10 protein-coding genes are annotated in these 18,106 nt (G+C 71.9%); 6 read left to right on the forward strand and 4 right to left on the reverse strand.

The annotated features are described in order from the left end of the window. Positions 1-459: 459 nt before the first annotated feature. Positions 460-1,917: an MFS transporter gene (locus tag NHL53_RS00305; RefSeq protein ID WP_433773979.1), complete on the reverse strand. Its 1,458-nt coding sequence runs from the start codon at positions 1,915-1,917 to the stop codon at positions 460-462. A 107-nt stretch (positions 1,918-2,024) separates the two neighbouring features. Here NHL53_RS00305 and NHL53_RS00310 point away from each other — a divergent pair, with 107 nt between their 5' ends. Further along, positions 2,025-2,213: a PspC domain-containing protein gene (locus NHL53_RS00310; protein WP_433773981.1), complete on the forward strand. Its 189-nt coding sequence runs from the start codon at positions 2,025-2,027 to the stop codon at positions 2,211-2,213. 247 nt (positions 2,214-2,460) lie between these two features. On the opposite strand, the gene NHL53_RS00315 is transcribed toward NHL53_RS00310, so the two are convergent. Beyond that, a complete protein-coding gene (locus tag NHL53_RS00315) occupies positions 2,461-6,717 on the reverse strand; it encodes a PQQ-dependent sugar dehydrogenase (RefSeq protein WP_433773983.1) in 4,257 nt (1,418 codons plus the stop codon). 568 nt (positions 6,718-7,285) lie between these two features. Between NHL53_RS00315 and NHL53_RS00320 the strand changes: the two genes are divergently transcribed. The 3 genes from NHL53_RS00320 to NHL53_RS00330 are packed head-to-tail and all read left to right on the forward strand — an operon-like array spanning position 7,286 to position 10,030. Then, on the forward strand, positions 7,286-8,155 hold the full coding sequence (locus NHL53_RS00320; protein ID WP_433773985.1) for an ABC transporter permease: 870 nt from the start codon (positions 7,286-7,288) through the stop codon (positions 8,153-8,155). Between the two features lie 46 nt (positions 8,156-8,201). Beyond that, positions 8,202-9,230 (forward strand): ABC transporter substrate-binding protein, encoded by a 1,029-nt coding sequence (locus tag NHL53_RS00325; RefSeq protein WP_433773987.1) that lies wholly within the window; start codon positions 8,202-8,204, stop codon positions 9,228-9,230. A 2-nt stretch (positions 9,231-9,232) separates the two neighbouring features. Continuing rightward, positions 9,233-10,030 (forward strand): ABC transporter ATP-binding protein, encoded by a 798-nt coding sequence (locus NHL53_RS00330; RefSeq protein ID WP_433773989.1) that lies wholly within the window; start codon positions 9,233-9,235, stop codon positions 10,028-10,030. Between the two features lie 195 nt (positions 10,031-10,225). Here the strand turns inward: NHL53_RS00330 and NHL53_RS00335 are convergent, their stop codons facing one another. Beyond that, entirely contained in the window at positions 10,226-14,026 is a 3,801-nt protein-coding gene (locus tag NHL53_RS00335) for a phosphodiester glycosidase family protein (RefSeq protein ID WP_433773991.1), read from the reverse strand. A 186-nt stretch (positions 14,027-14,212) separates the two neighbouring features. On the opposite strand from NHL53_RS00335, the gene NHL53_RS00340 reads away from it, so the two are divergent. Then, positions 14,213-15,718, forward strand: a complete 1,506-nt coding sequence (locus tag NHL53_RS00340; protein ID WP_433773993.1) for a carboxylesterase/lipase family protein — start codon at positions 14,213-14,215, stop codon at positions 15,716-15,718. Positions 15,719-15,823: 105 nt separating this feature from the next. Here the strand turns inward: NHL53_RS00340 and NHL53_RS00345 are convergent, their stop codons facing one another. Next, on the reverse strand, positions 15,824-16,813 hold the full coding sequence (locus NHL53_RS00345; RefSeq protein ID WP_433774424.1) for an LLM class F420-dependent oxidoreductase: 990 nt from the start codon (positions 16,811-16,813) through the stop codon (positions 15,824-15,826). A 108-nt stretch (positions 16,814-16,921) separates the two neighbouring features. Here NHL53_RS00345 and NHL53_RS00350 point away from each other — a divergent pair, with 108 nt between their 5' ends. Then, positions 16,922-18,106 (forward strand): Fic family protein, encoded by a 1,185-nt coding sequence (locus NHL53_RS00350; RefSeq protein WP_433773995.1) that lies wholly within the window; start codon positions 16,922-16,924, stop codon positions 18,104-18,106.

Raw genomic sequence — 18,106 nt, forward strand, 5'->3', positions numbered from 1 at the left:
GCCCGCCACGGTCCGGAACCCCGACACCGAGCACGCACCGCCGAGCCGACGACAGCCCCCGGTCCGCTTGCACGCGGATCCCCGCGGTTCTGTCGGAGATCCCGACCCGCCGCACCGGAAACACCGTCGCCGAACAGCACGAAGGCGAGATCTCCGACGCAACGGCCCGCGCCCCGCCCGAGTCGCAACCTCCCCCGCAGAATCCGCCGCGCCCGCCTCGACCACGCACGAGCCCCGCCGTTCTGTCGGAGATCCCGACCCACCACGTCCGAGACGCCGTCACCGAACGGCCCGAGGGAAAGATCTCCGACGCAACTGTCCGCCACGGCCCGGACCCCCGACACCCGCCATCAGAGCCCACCGTCGCGTCGCCGCTACGGGCCCACGCCACGAGATCCGCCTCGATCGGCCCTGGCGCCGCCCGCTCAGCCCCGCGGCTCCGGTCCTCCCGCCACCCGCTCAGCCCCGCGGCTCCGGCTCTCCCGCCGGCCCGCTGACGGGCTCCTCCCCCGTCGGCACCTCGGCGACCGGCTGCGGAGCGAGCCCCGGCGCGGGGCCCGGGACGACCGACGAGGCCGCGGGATCCGGGCCCGGCGCCGCCTCCCGGTACTGCCGCACGATGGCGCGGTACTGCGGCATGAGCATCGCCCCCACGGCGATGATCGCGCACACGACGCCCGCCGCGACGAAGATGAGCGCGATGCCGCGCGACTCGCCCCGGCCGAGCAGCCACTCCCACTGCGCGAGCCCCTGCTCGGTGCGCATATAGGGGATGACGAGGAACTCCGCGATCGGCCCGATCGCGAGCGCGGTGACCGGCGCGGCCGCCGCCTCGAACGTCATGGCGAAGCCGAACACCCGCCCCTGCTCGCGGTACGGCACGACGCGCTGGATCACCGTCTGCTCGGCGGCCTCGACCGCGGGCACGAGAGCCATGTACACCCAGACGCCCACGAGGAACAGCCAGCTCGACTCGCGGATCGCGAACAGCGCGCCCACGACGCTGATGCCGGCCGCGACGAGCAGCATCGTGCGCACGGGCGTGGAGCCGAGCCCCGTGCGCGCCACGACGAGGCCGCCGACGATGATGCCCGTCGAGGCGACCGCGAAGCCGATGCCCCACCCCTGGACGCCCATGAGGTCGATGCCGTAGGGATCCATGAGGGCCATGTACACGCCGCCCACGAGGTTGTTGAGGGCGGAGAACACGACGAGGAACAGCAGCCCGTCTGCGGCCCGCACGGCGCGCCAGCCGCCCCGGATGTCGACCCAGCCGGGCGAGGCCCCCTCCGCCTGCACGACCCGCGGCTCGGGCATCGACAGGGTCAGCAGGTGCAGGAGCGAGAGGATGATCGCCGAGATGCCGATGACGAGCGTCCACCCCATGCCGAGGAACCCGACCGACAGCCCGGAGAACACGCTCGTGACGAGCATGCTGACGCCCTGCACCGATCCGACGAGGCCGTTCGCGTTCGCGTGCTTCTCGTCGGGGACGAGGAGCGTGACGGTCGTCGACAGCGCGATGCTGCGTAGCTGCTCGACGACGGCGCCCGCGAGCATGACGACCGCGAAGATCCAGAACCAGGGCAGGGAGAGGTCGACGACGCCGCGCTCGCCGACGGCGAAGAACAGCCCCGCGTCAGCGAGGAACACGGCGATCGCGATGAGCGTCGCGATCGCCATGACGGGCTTCTTGCGGAAGCGGTCGACGAGCGTGCCGAACATCATGCTGAACAGCGAGACGAACAGCATGTAGGCGGCGCCGATGACGGCGGTGGCGAGCACGTTGCGCGTCTCGGCGTAGATCCAGAACGTCAGGGCGAACCAGAGGTAGCTCGTCGAGACGTTCGCCACGGCCGTGTTCGCCAGGACCGCGACGAACGTGCGCATGCCGGCGGGCGCGGGAGCGTCGTTCACAGGATGACGATAGACCGGCGGGAGAGCGGGCGGTAGGGGGAGATCCCGCCCGGATCGTGGGGGCATCCCCCCGTGACGCCGGCCGCGCGGAGGAGCAGGATGGAGGCATGAACGATCTCATCCGTCCCCGCCGGGGCGAGGGCCGCGTCATCGCGGGCGTCTGCGCCGCCGTCGCCCGACGCTTCGGCTGGTCGCCGACCCTCGTCCGCATCGTCACGATCCTCGCGCTGGCCTTCGCCGGCCTCCCCCTCTGGGTCTACATCGTGCTCTGGATCCTCATCCCCGCCCAGCGCTGAGCGCGCCGGGTCCGCTCCCGCGCATCGAGCCGCACCCTCCCTTCGGGGGGGCGCGGCTCTCTCGGTCCCGCCGCCTGTCCTGTCTTGTCCTGCTCGCGAGTGGCGCAGGAATCCGCGAGCGGCGCAGATATGCCGTCTCATCTCTGCGCCGCTCGCGAGAATCTGCGCCGCTCGCGAGCGGGGGGGGCGAGCCGACCGGGCATGGGGAGCGCCCCGGGAAGGCCCCGGGGGCGCTCCTCATGGCGCGTCAGGAGCGCGCCGTGTGCCGCCTCCGGAGGAGCAGCGCCCCGAGGCCGGCCAGGCAGAGCGCCGCGAACGCGATGATCCCGTCCCCGATCGATCCGCCCGTGGGCGCGAGGTCGCCGCCGCCCTCCGTCCCGTCGCCGCTCTCTCCGCCGCCGGGCTCAGCGCCGCCGCCGGATCCATCGTCGCCGCCGGTCTCATCTCCGCCGGTCTCGGCGCCGCCACCGGCCTCGTCGCCACCGCCGGTCTCGTCAGCGCCGGCCTCGCCGCCGCCGGATCCATCGTCGCCGCCGGTCTCGGTGCCGTCGCCGGCCTCATCTCCGCCGGCCTCGTCACCACCGCCGCTCTCGTCGTCGCCGGCCTCGTCGCCGCCGCCCGCCGCGGTCACCTCGAACCCGCCGGTGACCTCGGCGCCATCCGCGCGCGTGACCACGAGCGTGTGAGAGCCGGGCTCGGCGTCCTCCGGAACGGTCCAGGCGATGGCGGCGACGCCGTCGTCATCCGCGGTGTGCGACCCGAGATACACGGGATCGCTGCGCATCTCCGCGTCCACGGTCTCCCCCGGTTCGAGGCCGGAGACGGTGCCCGTGATCTCCTCGCCCGGAGCGACCGACTCGCGGTCGAAGGCGATGGACGCCTCGCCGGGCTCCGGGTCGCCTCCCTCGCTCGCGAAGGAGACGGCGAGGTTCCGCATGCGCCCGACGTTGTCGAACGAGCCGAAGCCGATGCGGCCGGAGCCGAACGTGGTGTCGGTGGCGGTCATGAGCGGGCGATCCAGCCCATCGACCCAGACGGCCATCTCGCCCGTGTCGGCGCAGTGCACCACGCGCACCTGGTGGAACTCCTCATCGGTGACCGCAGGCGGCGCGCCGATCCGCTCGTCCCACTGATCGTCGATCCGCTCCCGATCCGCCCCGTCGACCTTGAAGATGCCGTTGTGGGCGTAGATCGTGTTGTCCTGCGAGAGGTGCGCGTAGTAGTACTCGGTGTCCGACTGGTATCCGAACACCATGATGACGTCGCGGTTGTTCACCGCAGTGGGCTCGTCCAGGCGCACCTCGGCGTCGATCTGCACCGACCCGAAGGGCTCCTCGGCGTTCAGCAGCGCGTACTCGAACGGACGGCGGATGCCGTCGTCCGGGTCGTCGCCCGGCTCGGCGAGGATGATCTCGTCACCAGGCAGCTCCCACTTCTCGGGGGTCTTCGGTTCCCACATGTCCGCCGCCATCAGGTCGTCGAGGGTCTCGTCGAGGGCGCACTGCGGCACCGTCGGCTCCTCGGGATCCGCCGCCTCGAACATCGCGTACTGGCCCGCCACCTGCTCGGGGGTGAGCGCCGCGTCGAGGATCATCAGGTCGTCCATGCGCCCGGTGAAGGGGTTCGCCTCCTGCGTGTTCTGGGGGAAGCTGCCGCCGATCTTGATGCCGGCGGGGTCGGTCTCCGAGGTGGGGCCGCCGTCCCAGGGGCTGCCGGAGGTGAACTCCCCCTCCAGCGGCTCGCCGTTCATGAACAGCCGCATGTCCTCGCCCGCGAAGTCGAACGTCGCGGCCAGGTGCACCCAGTCCCCGCGCACGAGGATGTCGTCCCAGGGGAGATCCGCGGCGTAGGTCCAGGATCCCTCCCCGTCGATCTGGCGCCCCAGCGCCACGAGCTTGAGCTCGCCGGAGACCTCGATGACCTCCAGCAGCGCCCGCACGTCGTGCCCGTTGGAGCTCCCCGCGAGCACGCCCGCCAGGCCGACGGCGTTGTACACGTCGTCGGGATCCTCCGTGTTCGTGTTGTGCGCCGGATGGGATCCCGTGGGCTTGAACCAGCCCATCACCGAGATGCCCGATGCTCCGGCCAGGTCGCTCAGCGAGCCGACGCCGTCGGCGTCGTAGACGCCGGCCTTCCAGTCGTCGTTCTCGGCCACCGGGGTGACGGGGTCGGCGGCGCCCTCCGGCCGCTGCGGAGACATCTGCTGGGTCTGCAGAGCCTGCCCGGCACCCGGATAGGCGGCGTCCTCCACCCGCATCTCCACGCCGCCGTTGATCAGACCGATGTCCGTGCCCGACGACCCGCGGTCGGCCTCGCGGGTGGCATCGCCGTCGACCGGGTGGTCGAAGTCGTAGTGGGCCACGAGGCTCTCGGCGATCTCCGGGAGCACGATCGACGGCTCCTGTTCGATCTCGTGCGCGCCGGTGACCTTCCAGATCTTCCCGTTCGCCTTCGCGATGAGGTACAGCTCGCCGTCCGCGTCCTGCCCGAAGCGCAGGTCGACCCGCTTGTCGCCCACGAGGTCGGCGAAGGTCGTCTCCTCGCCGCCCTCGAACACGCGCAGCCGCTCGATGGGGGCGAGGTCGTCCAGCGATCCGTCGCTCCGCTGCATGTCCGCGCGGTCGGTGGAGAGCACCCAGCCGTGCACCAGGTCGGTGAACAGGTACCGGTCCTGCAGCTCGGGGATGGCCCCGTGGTAGACGAATCCGCCGTTGAGGGCGACGCCCGCGTCGCCGGTCTGGCCGGGGTCGCGGTTGTGGTCGTAGGCGGCCACCGGGTAGGTGTAGCCGTTCTCGGCGTCGTCCTCGGGCAGCGGGTAGATCTGCCGGTTCTTCGCGACGAACGGCCCCTCGCGGTCCGACCAGCCGAAGTTGTCGCCGGCCTGCACCTCGTAGACCGACTCCACCTGCCATTCGCCGATGTGACCCAGGTACAGCGTGCCGTCGTCGTCCCAGCTGATGCGGTGCGGATCGCGCATGCCGACGGCGTAGATCTCGCCGAGCGCGTCCGGAGCGCCGACGAACGGGTTGTCCGCGGGGATCCCGTACTGCCCGTTCTCGCTGTCGTCGCCGAGCGGGTCGATGCGCATGATCGTGCCCTGCGGGGTGGCGAGATCCTGCGGGTTGCCGTTGTCGACGCCGTTTCCGCCGTCGCCGGAGAGGATGTAGAGCATCCCGTAGTCGGCGTCGCCCTTCTCGGCGGTCGGGTTGAAGGCGATCTGCTGCATCGTGTGCACGCGCCCGTTGTAGGGCACCCGCATGACCTCCCTGCTTGTGCCGGAGAACGTCTCGGCGGCCGGGTCGTCGGCCGTCCACTCGGTCAGCACGCTGTGGAAGCCGGTGCTGCCGAAGCCGGGGAAGTCCGGCTCGTCCTCGACGAGGGCGCTTCCCGCTTCCGTGTGGACGGTGTAGAAGATACCGTTCTCGGCGAACTCCGGATGGAACTCCGCGAAGCCGAGGCCCGTCCCCAGCCCCGCGTTGTTGTGGAAGTTGTCGACGAACTCCTCGCGCACGTCGAGATACGGCACGTGCTCGCCGGTCTCCTTGTCCACCATGTAGAGGATGTCGTTCATGTCCGGGACCATGAGGCGGCCCGAGCCGTCCGGGAGCTCGTCCAGGGCGTTGATGCGGTTGTGGCGGATGAGCCGCTCGTCCTGGGTCTCCGGAGTGGTCTCCGACTCCGGCAGCTGGCTGAGCTCCTCCAGCTCGATGCCGAGGTCGGAGACGGTCGGATCCGGAAGCGGGTTGAGCAGCGGATCCTCCCCGCCGGATCCCCCGCCCTCGCAGTCGGCGGGGTTGCCGCTGGCGATCTCGAGGTTCTCGCCCGTGGTGTCGATCGCCACGTCGTCGAGGTACTGATCCCCGGCGCTGTCGGCCCCGTTGATCCAGAAGAACCGGTCGAGGGCCCCGTCCACGCTCGCCCGGAAGCCGAACTGCTCCTCCGCGCCCTCTGGCAGGCGGGTGAGCTCGTCGTAGGGGCCGCCCTGGCTGTACACCGAGACCTGGTCGGCGTCGTTGTCGGCGACCACCCACACGCACTGCCAGGCGTCGGCGACCCACGTGCCGGCGGGCGCGAACGCGTCGCCGTCCCGCACGAGGAGCTCGTCGCTGTTCTGGATGTTGACGTAGGCGCGGCTGTCGCTGTAGTCGGCGGGGGCGTCGACGTCGGTGATCCCGAAGGACGTGTCCACGCCGCCCGTGCGCAGGATGCGGAAGAACAGGGTGCCCGTGTCGCCGTCGGCGATCGCGGGGATCTCGCGGAACGCGCTCTCGCCGCCGCCCGTCTGATGCGCGACCCGGTTGTTCCCGTTGAGCGGATCCGGCACCACGGCGGCCGCGGTGCTGGCGGTCCATCCGTCCTGACCGTCCAGGGCGCCGCTGGAGTACGTCTCGAAGTCGACGACCTCGGTGAACCCGCTCTCGGCGACGTCCGCGGCGGCGGGCGCGCTCAACAGCGCCCCGGACATCGTCAGCGAGAGGGCCGCCGTCGCGGAGACGGCCGTCATCACCCGATTCCCGGGTCTCGGCGGGCGATCTGAACTGGTAGACATCATCGTCTCCTTCGTCGGGAAAGCGTTTGCCGCGGAGGACGCTACTCGCCCCGCGCGCCGCGCGCAATCCCCCCGCCGAGGAACAGCACCCCCGGTCAGACGGCGAGTCGGCACGGGGCTGGAGCCAGGCGTCCGCACCCGCGCGAGTGGCGCAGGAATCCGCGAGCGGCGCAGATGTCCGGCCCCATCTCTGCGCCACTCGCGAGAATCTGCGCCACTCGCGAGCACGGCCGGGGGCGCGGTCGGGCAGGGCCGCGACGCGACCAGGGTGCGGCCGCGGCGCGACCAGGGCACGACGAAGGCCCGGCCGAGCAGGACGGCGATGCGGCCGAGGCGCGCTCGCGCTCCGGCCACCACCCGACCGAGCCCGGATCCGTCCGAAGGGCCGACCGCGCGCGGCCGTCGTCGGCCCCGCTTGACATCGCGTTTCCCGGGTGGTTTCATCACGGCATGGGATAGCGCTTTCCCATTTGGAGCCGCACGGACGCGAGTCCTCCTCTCACGACGACGTGGAGTCCCCGATATGACCACCGACACCCCTCTCGGCGCGACGGCGACGCTCGCCACGGCGGCCGCCGACCGCGAACGCCGCACGCCCGCCTTCGTCCGCTGGTGGCAGCGCAGCTGGCACCCCATCGTCTTCCTCGTGGTCGTCCTCGTGGCCTGGTGGGTGGCGACCGAGTTCGCGGGCGTGCCGCCCTACCTCATCCCGTCGCCCTCCGACACCTGGGCGGCGTTCTCCGACAACGCGACCTACCTCGCCGACCACACGTGGGTGACGACCTACGAGACGATCATCGGCTTCGTCATCGCGGTCGTCATCGGCGTCCTCGTCGCCGTCGTCATGGTCTACTCGTCGGGCCTCGAGAAGACCCTCTACCCGATCATCCTCTTCGCCCAGGTCATCCCGAAGATCGCGATCGCGCCGCTGTTCATCGTCTGGCTCGGCTTCGGCATGGGCCCCAAGATCCTCGTCGCCGTGCTCATGGCGTTCTTCCCCGTCGTCATCTCGGCGCTCTCGGGCCTGCGATCCGTCGACCCCGAGATCCTCGAGCTCACCTCGACGATGGGCGCGGGACGCATCAAGACGTTCCTCAAGGTGCGCCTCCCCGCCGCCCTGCCCGAGCTGCTCAGCGGACTCAAGGTCGCCGCGACCCTCGCCGTGACGGGCGCGGTCGTCGGCGAGTTCGTCGGCGCCAACGAGGGGCTCGGCTATGTGATCCTCGCCGCCAACGGACGCATCGACACCGCCATGCTGTTCGCCGCGCTCATCATCATGTCGCTCCTCGGCGTCGTGCTGTTCGCGATCATCCAGATCGCCGAGCGCTTCCTCATCCCCTGGCACGCCTCGCGGCGCGGCACGGGTTCCTCGACCGTCCAGGCCGGCGTCTGACGCCGGCCGCACCCCGCACGCCACCACCTATAAGGAGCTGACTTCGATGAAGAAGCGCAACCTCGCCCTCTCGTCCCTCGCCGTCCTCGGCACCGCCTCCCTCGCACTCGCCGGCTGCAGCGGATCCGATGACGGCGGCGGATCCGCCTCGGGCGACGGAGAGACCACGACCGTCTCGTTCATGCTCAACTGGTACCCCTACGGCGAGCACGCGCCGTTCTATTACGGGGTCGAGCAGGGCATCTTCGAGGAACACGGCATCGACCTGCAGATCGAGGCGGGTCAGGGATCCACGAAGACCGCCCAGGCCGTCGGCCAGGAACAGGTCGACTTCGGCTGGGCCGATGCGCCCGCCATCATGGCGTCGATCGACAGCGGCGTGGGGATCCAGAGCGTCGCGACCTTCCTCCAGGTGACGCCCTCGGCCGTGCAGGTGTTCTCCGACGAGGGCATCGAGACCCCCGAGGATCTCAAGGGCAAGACGATCGCCGTCTCCGCCGGCGACGCCCCGACGACCACCTTCCCGCTCTACCTCGAGGCGGTCGGTCTGGAGGAGAGCGACGTGAGCCAGCAGAACGTCGACCCGGCCGGCAAGATCGCCGCGATGCTCTCCGGACAGGTCGACGGCCTCATCGGCTTCGCCCACGACCAGGGGCCGACGATCGCCGCCGAGAGCGGGCGCGACGTCAGCTACCTGCGCTACTCGGACGCGGGCCTGAGCTTCTTCAGCAACGGCATCGTCGCCCCGAGCTCGACCATCGAGAGCGACCCCGAGCTCATCGACGCGCTCGTGCAGGCGACGAGCGAGGCGTTTGCCGCCGCGAAGGAGGATCCCGAGGCCGCGGTCGCCTCCATGGAGGGCAAGGACCCGCAGATGCCCGACGCGGAGGTGCTGCAGGGGCAGTGGGAGGAGACGATCAAGCTCCTCGAGACCGACGCGACGGCGGGCCAGGTGCCCGGCACCAACGCGGTCGAGGACTGGGAGAACACGATCGAGGTGCTCTCGACGGCGGGCCTGACCGCCGAGGACGGCACCGTCGACACCTATTACACCGACGAGTTCCAGCCGGAGTGACCGTGAGCACCGCTTCCCTCGCCACCGCCGAGACGGCCGTCTCGGTCGACGACGTCGAGATCACCTTCTCCTCCAAGCGCAGCCGCGTGACGGCGCTGACCGACGTGTCCCTCCGCGTGGAGCCCGGTGAGTTCGTCGCGATCGCCGGCCCGTCCGGCTGCGGCAAGTCGACGCTCCTGAAGGCCGTCGCCGGCCTCACCCTGCCGAGCGCCGGGTCCGTGCACCTGCGCGGCCAGCACGTCACGGGGCCGCGACAGGACATCGGCTACGTGTTCCAGCGTGCGGCGCTCCTGGAGTGGCGCAGCGTGCGCGGCAACATCCTGCTGCAGGCCGAGATGCGCGGCATGGACGGCGCCGAGGCGAAGCGCCGGACGGATCAGCTCATCGAGATGACCGGTCTCACGGGGTTCGAGAAGGCCCTGCCGCACGAGCTGTCCGGCGGCATGCAGCAGCGCGTCTCCCTCTGCCGAGCCCTGCTGCACGAGCCGCAGGTGCTGCTCATGGACGAGCCGTTCGGCGCCCTCGACGCGCTCACGCGCGAGAAGATGAACGTCGAGCTCAACCGCATCTGGGCGGAGACCGGCACGACCGTGCTGCTCGTCACGCACTCGGTCGCCGAGGCCGTGTACCTCGCGAGCCGCGTCGTGGTGATGAGCCCGCGGCCGGGGCGGATCATCGAGGAGCACCACGTGGATCTGCCGCGTCGCCGGGGATACGCGGAGACGCTCGCGGATCCCGAGTTCCACCGGGTGTCCTCGCGCGTGCGCGAGCTGCTCGGCGCCGCCGGCGACAACGACTGAGCCGGTCACGAGGCCGCGCGTCCCCCGGGCGCGCGGCCTTCGCCGTTCCGGGGGCCGGCTGGCCGGGCTCGCTCGGCTGCGGGCGGCTCGGCTGGCGAGTGGGCTTCGTGGATCCGGCCCGCGGATTCACGCCCCCGGCCCCCACGCGCGACGCGGGCTGCTCCCCCGAGAGAGCAGCCCGCGTCCGTCGGCGGATCAGCGCCGGGCCGCGCGGCGCCGCGACACCACCAGGAGGATGCCGCCGGCGACCATCAGCGCGGCGAGCACGATAGGCGCGATCGATTGCTCGGCCCCGGTCGCGGCGAGATCGTCGTCCGACGCCCCGTCGTCCGACGCGTCGCCGGGCTCCTGACCGCCACCGGCCTCGGTACCGGGCTCGTCGGCACCGGCGTCCTCCGCAGATCCCTCGCCCGCACCGGCGCCATCGTCCGCCGAACCCGGCTCGCCCGCGTCGTCACCCGCGCCGGCGTCGGCCGATTCACCGGCCTCGCCGGTCTCGGCGTCGCCGTCTTCGGCAGCGGGCTCGTCGGCCCCGGCGTCCTCCGCGGATCCCTCGCCCGCGTCCTCCGCACCGGAGTCGTCGCCCGGCTCCTCGCCGGCGCCGCCCTCGACCTCGATCTCGACGGTCGCCGTGGCGTCGTTGACCGTGAGCTCGAGCTCGGCGACGCCCGCCCGCAGCGCGGTGATGCGGCGCGTGTCCGGATCGATCGCGACGGTCGCGTCGCTCGGCGCGTCGCCTGCGGCGCCGACGTGCACGCCGTCGCCTCCCCAGCGGTGCGACACGGGCCAGGCGACCGGCACGTCGCGGCCCTCGAAGGCGTAGTCCTGGGCGAAGAGGCCCGAGACGTCCCCGTCCTCGCCCACGGCGAGCGTCGTCGGCGCCTCGATCTCGAGACCGCCCTCGTCCACGCGCGGGCGCGTCTCGGCCGACAGCCAGCGGCCGTCCGCCTCGGCCCACTCGCCCTGCGCGGGGTCGACGCCGAGCATCGTCCACCCGGTGAAGCCGCCCGCGCCGGGCGTGGAGGCCGGACCCTTGCCCGAGTTGCCACCGATCACCGTCGGCACGCCCTCGGAACTGGAGGCGTCGAAGGCGCCGATGTGCCCGGACACCAGGGCGATCGACTTTCCGCTCTCGCTGCGGAAGTCCTGCATCCAGTCGTCGAGCAGCGCGGCCTCGTTGCGGTCGGAGAGCTGGCTCTGCGCCGTCGGCAGCGGGTCGTTCGACGGCATGTGCGAGAACACGAGCACGCCGGTGACGGCCGGATCCTCCGCCGCGTCGTCGAGGCGCTCACGCAGCATCTGCATCTGCGGGAAGACGTCGCCGAGCGTGCCGGTCGCCGAGTCGAGCGTGATGATCCGGGTGCCCTCGACGTCGACCGACCGGTAGTGGTCGCCGAACGCGTCGACGAAGTTGTCGATCGACGCGCCCATGACCTCGTGGTTGCCCGGCACGTAGTACCAGGGGAAGTCGGCGTCGGCGAGCTCCTCGTCGAGGATGCGGCGGGCGAGCTCGAAGTCCTCCGCGGATCCCTCGTCGACGAAGTCGCCGTTGATGAGCATGACGTCCGGATCCGCGGCCGCGATCTCCCGCAGCGCGTCGCGCGCACCGGCCACCTGGTGGCTCTCGGGATCGCGGGCGACGAACTGGGCGTCCGACACGACGGCCACCCGCAGCGGCGACGCGTCGGTCGCGCCCGCGTCGACGATCACCGGGTCCTCGACCCGCCGCGTCGCGGGTGCCTCCACGCCGTCCGGCGGGAGGTACGCGTAGATCTTCGAGAACTCCAGCGACCCCGCGTACTGCTTCGAGGCGACCGTCTCGAGCACGCGGATCCGCTCGAGCTGCAGCGGGAACGCGAAGCTCTGCGGAACGGCGAAGTCGACGCGCTCCCAGCCCTCCCACGTGACGTGCAGCGACTGCGGTCCCTCGGGTCCGTCGATCCAGTTGGTGACGCCGTCGGCCTGCTTGACCTGTAGACGCAGGAGGGATCCGTTGCCGTCGCCCTTCACCCACATCGAGAGCTTCTGCGGGCGGCCGGGGATGTCGATGCCGGCGTCGCCCTCGGGCGCGGCGCCCGGCGCGACCGCGTAGCGCCCGCGCGTGGCCGTTGACTCGGTGAAGTCGTAGTCGAGGCGGATGCTCGGATCCCCGTCGTGCCCCTCGCCGGGGGCGATGCCGCCCGTCGGGGCGCGGTCGTGGGCGGTCGTCCAGCCCGAGATGTCGGAGAAGTCGTCGATGAGCCTGAGCTCCAGCGGAACCGAGACTGCGACCTGCACGCTCTCGCCGCCGGCCGCGAACTCGAGCATGGCGGCCCCCTCGTCGCCGACGGCCGTCACCGTGAAGCCGCCGCCGTCCGCGGGCTCGACCGAGATGACGTCGGGATCCGAGTTGGAGACCTCCACGTCGCGCGCCTCGATCGGCGCCGCGAAGCCCTCGGCGTCGTGCCCGGTCAGCGAGATGTCGGCCGACGATCCGGCGGCCTCGAGGTTGATGACCGACTGGTCGGACGTGATCCGCTCCAGCGGGCCGAGCACCGTCAGATCGGCCGCATCCTCGACCGAGCCCGAGCCGGCCCACAGCACCGTCTCGCCGGGCGCCGTGCCCGTGACGACGCCGTCGGCCACGGAGGCGAGGTCGCCGTCGGCGACCTCCCAGCGCTCCGCGGGAGTGGGCACGGAGGATCCGCTCTCGTCGACGCCGATCGCGTTCACGGTGCGGGTGAGATCGGGGAACACCCGCAGGTCGTCGCCCGCGGCGGACTCGAGGCGATACCCCGCGAGCTCGCCCGATCCGGGCTGCGAGAGGAACAGGCCCATGCCGTCGCCGTCGTGGCGCTCGTAGCCGTCGGACGGGGTATTGGCGATCGTGGTGGCCGCGTCGCCGGGCACGCGCACGTTCATCTGGCTGGATCCGCCGCCGTCGGCGTTCATGGCCTCGTGCGCCCCGAGATCCTTCATGAACTGGGCCTGCTCGGGGAACGACATGCCGCGGGCGATCGCCGAGCGGCCGTCGAGCTGCACGAAGTAGGCGGTGTCGCCGTCCTCGTCGAACCCGATCATCGTGCGGGGGTTCACGGCGCCGTCGTCGTCCTCGACGATCTCGCCGTCGCGCAGGAGACGGTGCCAGGCTCCGCCGGCCTCCTGCACCTCGATCTCGCCCGAGTCGATCGAGTACGAGATGTCGACCGGATCCCCCACCTCGAGGGCGAGCAGCGCGTCGGCCTCCGGGGAGGAGCGTCGGGCGACGAGCGAGCGGGTGCCCTCGTCGAGCTCCCCCTCGCCGACGACCTCGTCGACCGAGAGCACCATGTCGTCGGCGCCGAGGACGACCTCGACACCGGGCTCGGCGGCGATGGCGCGGTCGCGCGAGAACGGACCCCACCGGTCCGTGAACAGGGCGACGCCCTCGCCGAGAGCGGAGACGTTGATGCCGCCGATCGGCACGGCGGTGTCGCCGAGGTCGGCGCTGCCCGCGAGGAGGAGGTCGGCGAGGTGGCCGATGCCGGCGTCGTCGACGACGACCGATGCGGCTGCGTCGGGGTTGCCGCTCTTGATGACCTCGCCGCCCTGCACGCCCCAGCCCGCCGGGGCGTTCGAGTTGTTGATGTCGAAGCGGTCGAGGTTCACCCCGGCGATCGCGCCCGCATCATCGACGAGCTCCGACACCGTCGCCCCGTCGCCGGAGACGGTCGGGGGCGTGAGGTAACCCATCCGCACGGTCTCCGGGCTGAGCTCGGCCTTGAGGATGTTCACCTGCTGCCAGCCCTGCTCGTCCATCCGCTCGTACGAGACGTGCACGAGCCCCGGCGCGATCTCCTCGCGCTCGACGCCGTTGACAACCGCGTCGCCGCCGGAGTCGAGGTTCATACCGTCGACGACGACCGGGTCGAGGGTCGCCGCGCCGGCCGAGATCGGCACGAGGGACAGGGCCAGGGCGGCCGTCGCGGAGGCGGCGACGAGACCGAGCGGTCTCATCGGGACGGGTGGCATCGGCATGGGGCTCTCTTTCCGGGTCGAAGGGGGTGCCGTCTCACGCTCCTCGCCCCGGATGGCCCTCGGGTGAGCGGAACCTGAACCGCGGGCGAACCCCACACCACGCGCGCGTTGCGTGCACCGACGGGGGTGCGCGGTCGCGAGCGGCCTCCGGTCACGCACGCCCCCGCCGCCGGGTATCGTCGCGACATGGCGAGGATCCCCGCGGTGATCGGCGGTGTGCCGCTCATCGACGCGCGGAACGCGCCCGCGAGCGACCGGGCGGATCCCGTGGTGCGCATCGACGCCGGATCCGTGCGCGGGTTCTGGCGCGGGGAGTGCGCGACGTTCGTCGGCGTCCCGTACGCCGCCCCGCCGACCGGGCCCGCGGCCTTCGCCGCGCCTCGCCCGCATCCGGCCTGGGACGGCGTGCGCGACGCGACCTGCCAGGGGCCGACGCCGCAGAAGGGCGACCACGGCGTCACGCTCATCCCGGAGCCGAGCGTGCCCGGCACGTCGACGCTCAACGTCAACGTCTTCACGCCGGATCCCTCACCCGACGCCGGCCTGCCCGTGCTCGTCTATATCCACGGCGGGGCATATGCTTCCGGATCCCTCGCCAGTCCCTGGTACGACGGCGCCGCGTTCGCCCGCGACGGCGTCGTGACCGTGACGATCTCGTACCGCATCGCGTTCGCCGGTTTCGGCTGGGTCGAGGGATCCCCGCAGAATCGCGGGCTGCGCGACATGCTGTTCGCGCTCGAGTGGGTGCAGCGACACATCCGCGCGTTCGGCGGGGATCCGGGGCGCGTCACGATCGCCGGACAGTCGGCCGGCGCGGGCGCCGTGATCACGCTGCTGGGCCTGCCCCCGGCGCAGCAGCTGTTCCATGCCGCGTGGGGAATGTCGCCGTCCCTCGCGGTCATCGGGGCGGACGAGGCGCGCCGCCTCGGCGCCGACATCGCCCGCGCCGCGGGGTCCGAGAACCGCGCGGAGGCGCTCGGAGCCCTCGGCCGCGGAGTGCTGGCGACCGCGCAGAAGCCGTTCATCGCGGGCGACGCCTCGCTGCGCGGCCTGCGCCGCACGCTCGAGGCCGGGCCGCGCTTCGGCCCGGTGATCGACGGCGACCTCGTCGAGCGCCCCGCGATCTCCGCTCTGCGGCTCGGGATCGGATCCGACAAGCCGCTCGCGCTCGGCGCCCTCGACGACGAGTTCACGATGGCGCTCGACCCGTACGCCGCGGCCCTGCGGTGGATCCCGTCAGCGCCGATCCTCGCCCTGCTGGGCCTCTCCGGATCCCGGCGCCGCGCGTACCGGCGGGCGAACCCGGATCTCCGCGGATCCCGCCGGGTCGTCGGCCGGTACGCCACCGACATGCTCTTCCGCCGCACCGTGCCGCGAGTCGCGGACGCCCGGCCGGAACGCACATGGGCGCACCGCTTCTCGTGGCCGTCGCCCACCCGGGGCTGGGCGCTGCACTGCCTCGACGTGCCGTTCTTCTTCGACGTGCTCGGCGCGCACGGCGCCCGCGAGATCGCGGGAGAGGATCCGCCGCAGGAACTCGCCGACGAGGTGCACGGATCCGCCGTGCGATTCGTCGCGGATCACGCCGCGCCCTGGGCGCCGTGGAGCGACGGCCGCACCGCGCGGGTCTTCGACGTGCCGCCGCGCGACGAGCAGGGCGCCTACGCCGAGGTGCGCCCGCTGCTGCGGTGAGCGGGATCACCGCGTCCGCCGGGGATCCCGCGAACACCGGAGAGATTCGGCGGAATCCGTCCGGCGTTCGCGAGATCTCCGGTCGAACGGGTGGGCGCGGGCGCCCTACGCCAGCTCGGGGATGACCTTCTGCTCGAACAGCTCGACGCCCGACGTGTCGTAGGCCATCTCCGCGAAGTTCGCGATCGCGTATCCGAGGCCGGCATCCTGCAGCGCGGCGAGGCGCTCCGCGACCTGCTCGACGGTGCCGACGCCCGTGGATCCCTTCTTCATGTAGCCCATGAAGCGCTCGAGCTCGTCGCCGACGAACGGCTTCACCCGGTCGGCGATGCGCGCGAGTCGGTCGTCGACCTCGGCCTCCGTCTCGCCCACGACGGTGTGCACGGTCGTCGAGCGCACGACGTCGCTGTGGTCGCGGCCGAGCGCGTCGCAGTGTCCGCGGAAGATCGCGTCCTTCTGCCGGAACACATCGAGGTCGCCGCCCGCGAAGTTCGTGTACTGCGCGTACTGCGCCGCGATCTTCAGCGTGACCTTCTCGCCGCCGCCCGAGATCCAGAACGGGATGCCCGGCTGCTGGATCGGGCGCGGGCGCACGATCGCGCCATCGACCTGGAAGTAGCGTCCATCGAGCGTCGCGGACCCCGTCTCCCACGCCTGCTTCATGATCTCCACGCCCTCGCGGAGCGCCCGGAGGCGGTCGCCGATCGCGGGGAAGCCGTAGCCGTAGGCGCGCCACTCGTGCTCGTACCACCCGCCGCCGATGCCCATCTCGAGACGACCAGCCGACACGTGGTCGACGGTGGCGGCGACCTTCGCGAGGTACGCCGGGTTGCGATAGCCCATGCACGTGCACATCTGGCCGAGCCGGATCCGACTCGTCGACGCCGCGAAGGCCGACATGAGCGTCCACGCCTCGTGCGTCGCCTCGTCGCTGGGGACCGGCGTCGTGTGGAAGTGGTCGTAGACCCACAGCGACTCCCACGGACCGGCGTCGGCGCGCTGCGCGAGACGGCGCATCGTGTCCCACTGCTCGGCCGGATCGATGTTCACGAGGTCGAATCGCCACCCCTGGGGCAGGAAGGTTCCGAAGCGCATGCTCATGCCGCCAGAGTAGCGGCGGGGTACGACGCGGATGGTGACGCACCATCGACACCGCCGCTATTATGAGTAACTCAGTTGCCCATAATTCCGAAGGACATGCGTATGAGCAGCGCGGACGCTTCCTCCTGGCCTCCGATCGCGCACGAGATGCTCGTGTGGGAGCCCTCCGCCGCCGTCCCCGGAGATCCGCGACGCCGCCCCTATGAAGCCGCGGTCCCCCCGTTCATCGCGCGACTCACCCCCGCCCCCTCGCCCGAGACGCTCGCGATCGCCCAGCGCGCGACGCTCGAGCTCAGTCGCTTCGACGCCGAGAGCGGCGCCCGCGTCGCCTCGTTCTCGCCGGTTTTCCTGCGCTCGGAGGCCGCGTCGTCGTCGCAGATCGAGAACCTCACGGCGAGCGCGCGGGCGATCTTCAGCGCCGAACTGGGGGCGCGCGGAAGCCGGAACGCGGAGCAGATCGCCGCGAATACCCGGGCGCTGGGCGCCGCGCTGGGCCTCGCCGACGGCCTCTCCGCGGAGGCCCTCCGCGAGATGCACCGCGTGCTCATGGAATCGCAGCCGCGCCACACACCGGGCGAGTGGCGCGACGAGGCCGTGTGGATCGGCACGCGCTCCGACTCCCCGGTCGGCGCCGAGTACGTCGCGCCGCATCACTCCCGCATCCCGTCGCTGATCGACGACGTGGTGGGGTTCGCGGCGCGCACCGACGTGCCGGAGCTCGTGTCGGTCGCGATCGCGCACGCCCAGTTCGAGACCATCCACCCGTTCACCGACGGGAACGGCCGCACGGGGCGCGCCTTCGCGCAGGCCGTCCTCGCCCATCGCGGCGTGACGAGGAACGTCGCCGTGCCTGTCTCGGCCGGCCTGCTCGCCGACGTCGAGGGATATCACCGCGCCCTGACCGCGTACCGACAGGGCGACGTGGATCCGATCATCCTCTCGTTCGCACACGCCGCCCTGCGCGCGGTGGAGAACGCCCGGACGCTCGTCACCGAAGTCGACGAGATCCGCGCCTCGTGGGAGACCCGTCTCACCGCGCGACGGTCGAGCAACGCGTGGCTCCTGCTCGACGTGCTCACCCGCCGCCCCGTGCTCGACGCCGCGACGGCCGCCGCCGAGCTCGGCGTGCAGCGCCCCAACGTCTACCCCCCGCTGCGTTCGCTGGTCGATGCGGGGATCCTGCTCTCGAAGTCGGAGCACCGCCTCGGCCCGTTCTGGCGCAGCGACGAGGTGCTCGGTGCCATCGACCGCTTCGCCGCGCGCGCCGGCCGTCGCGAGGCCCGCTGA

The sequence above is a fragment of the Microbacterium sp. gxy059 genome (assembly GCF_050958665.1).
GTDB lineage: Bacteria > Actinomycetota > Actinomycetes > Actinomycetales > Microbacteriaceae > Microbacterium.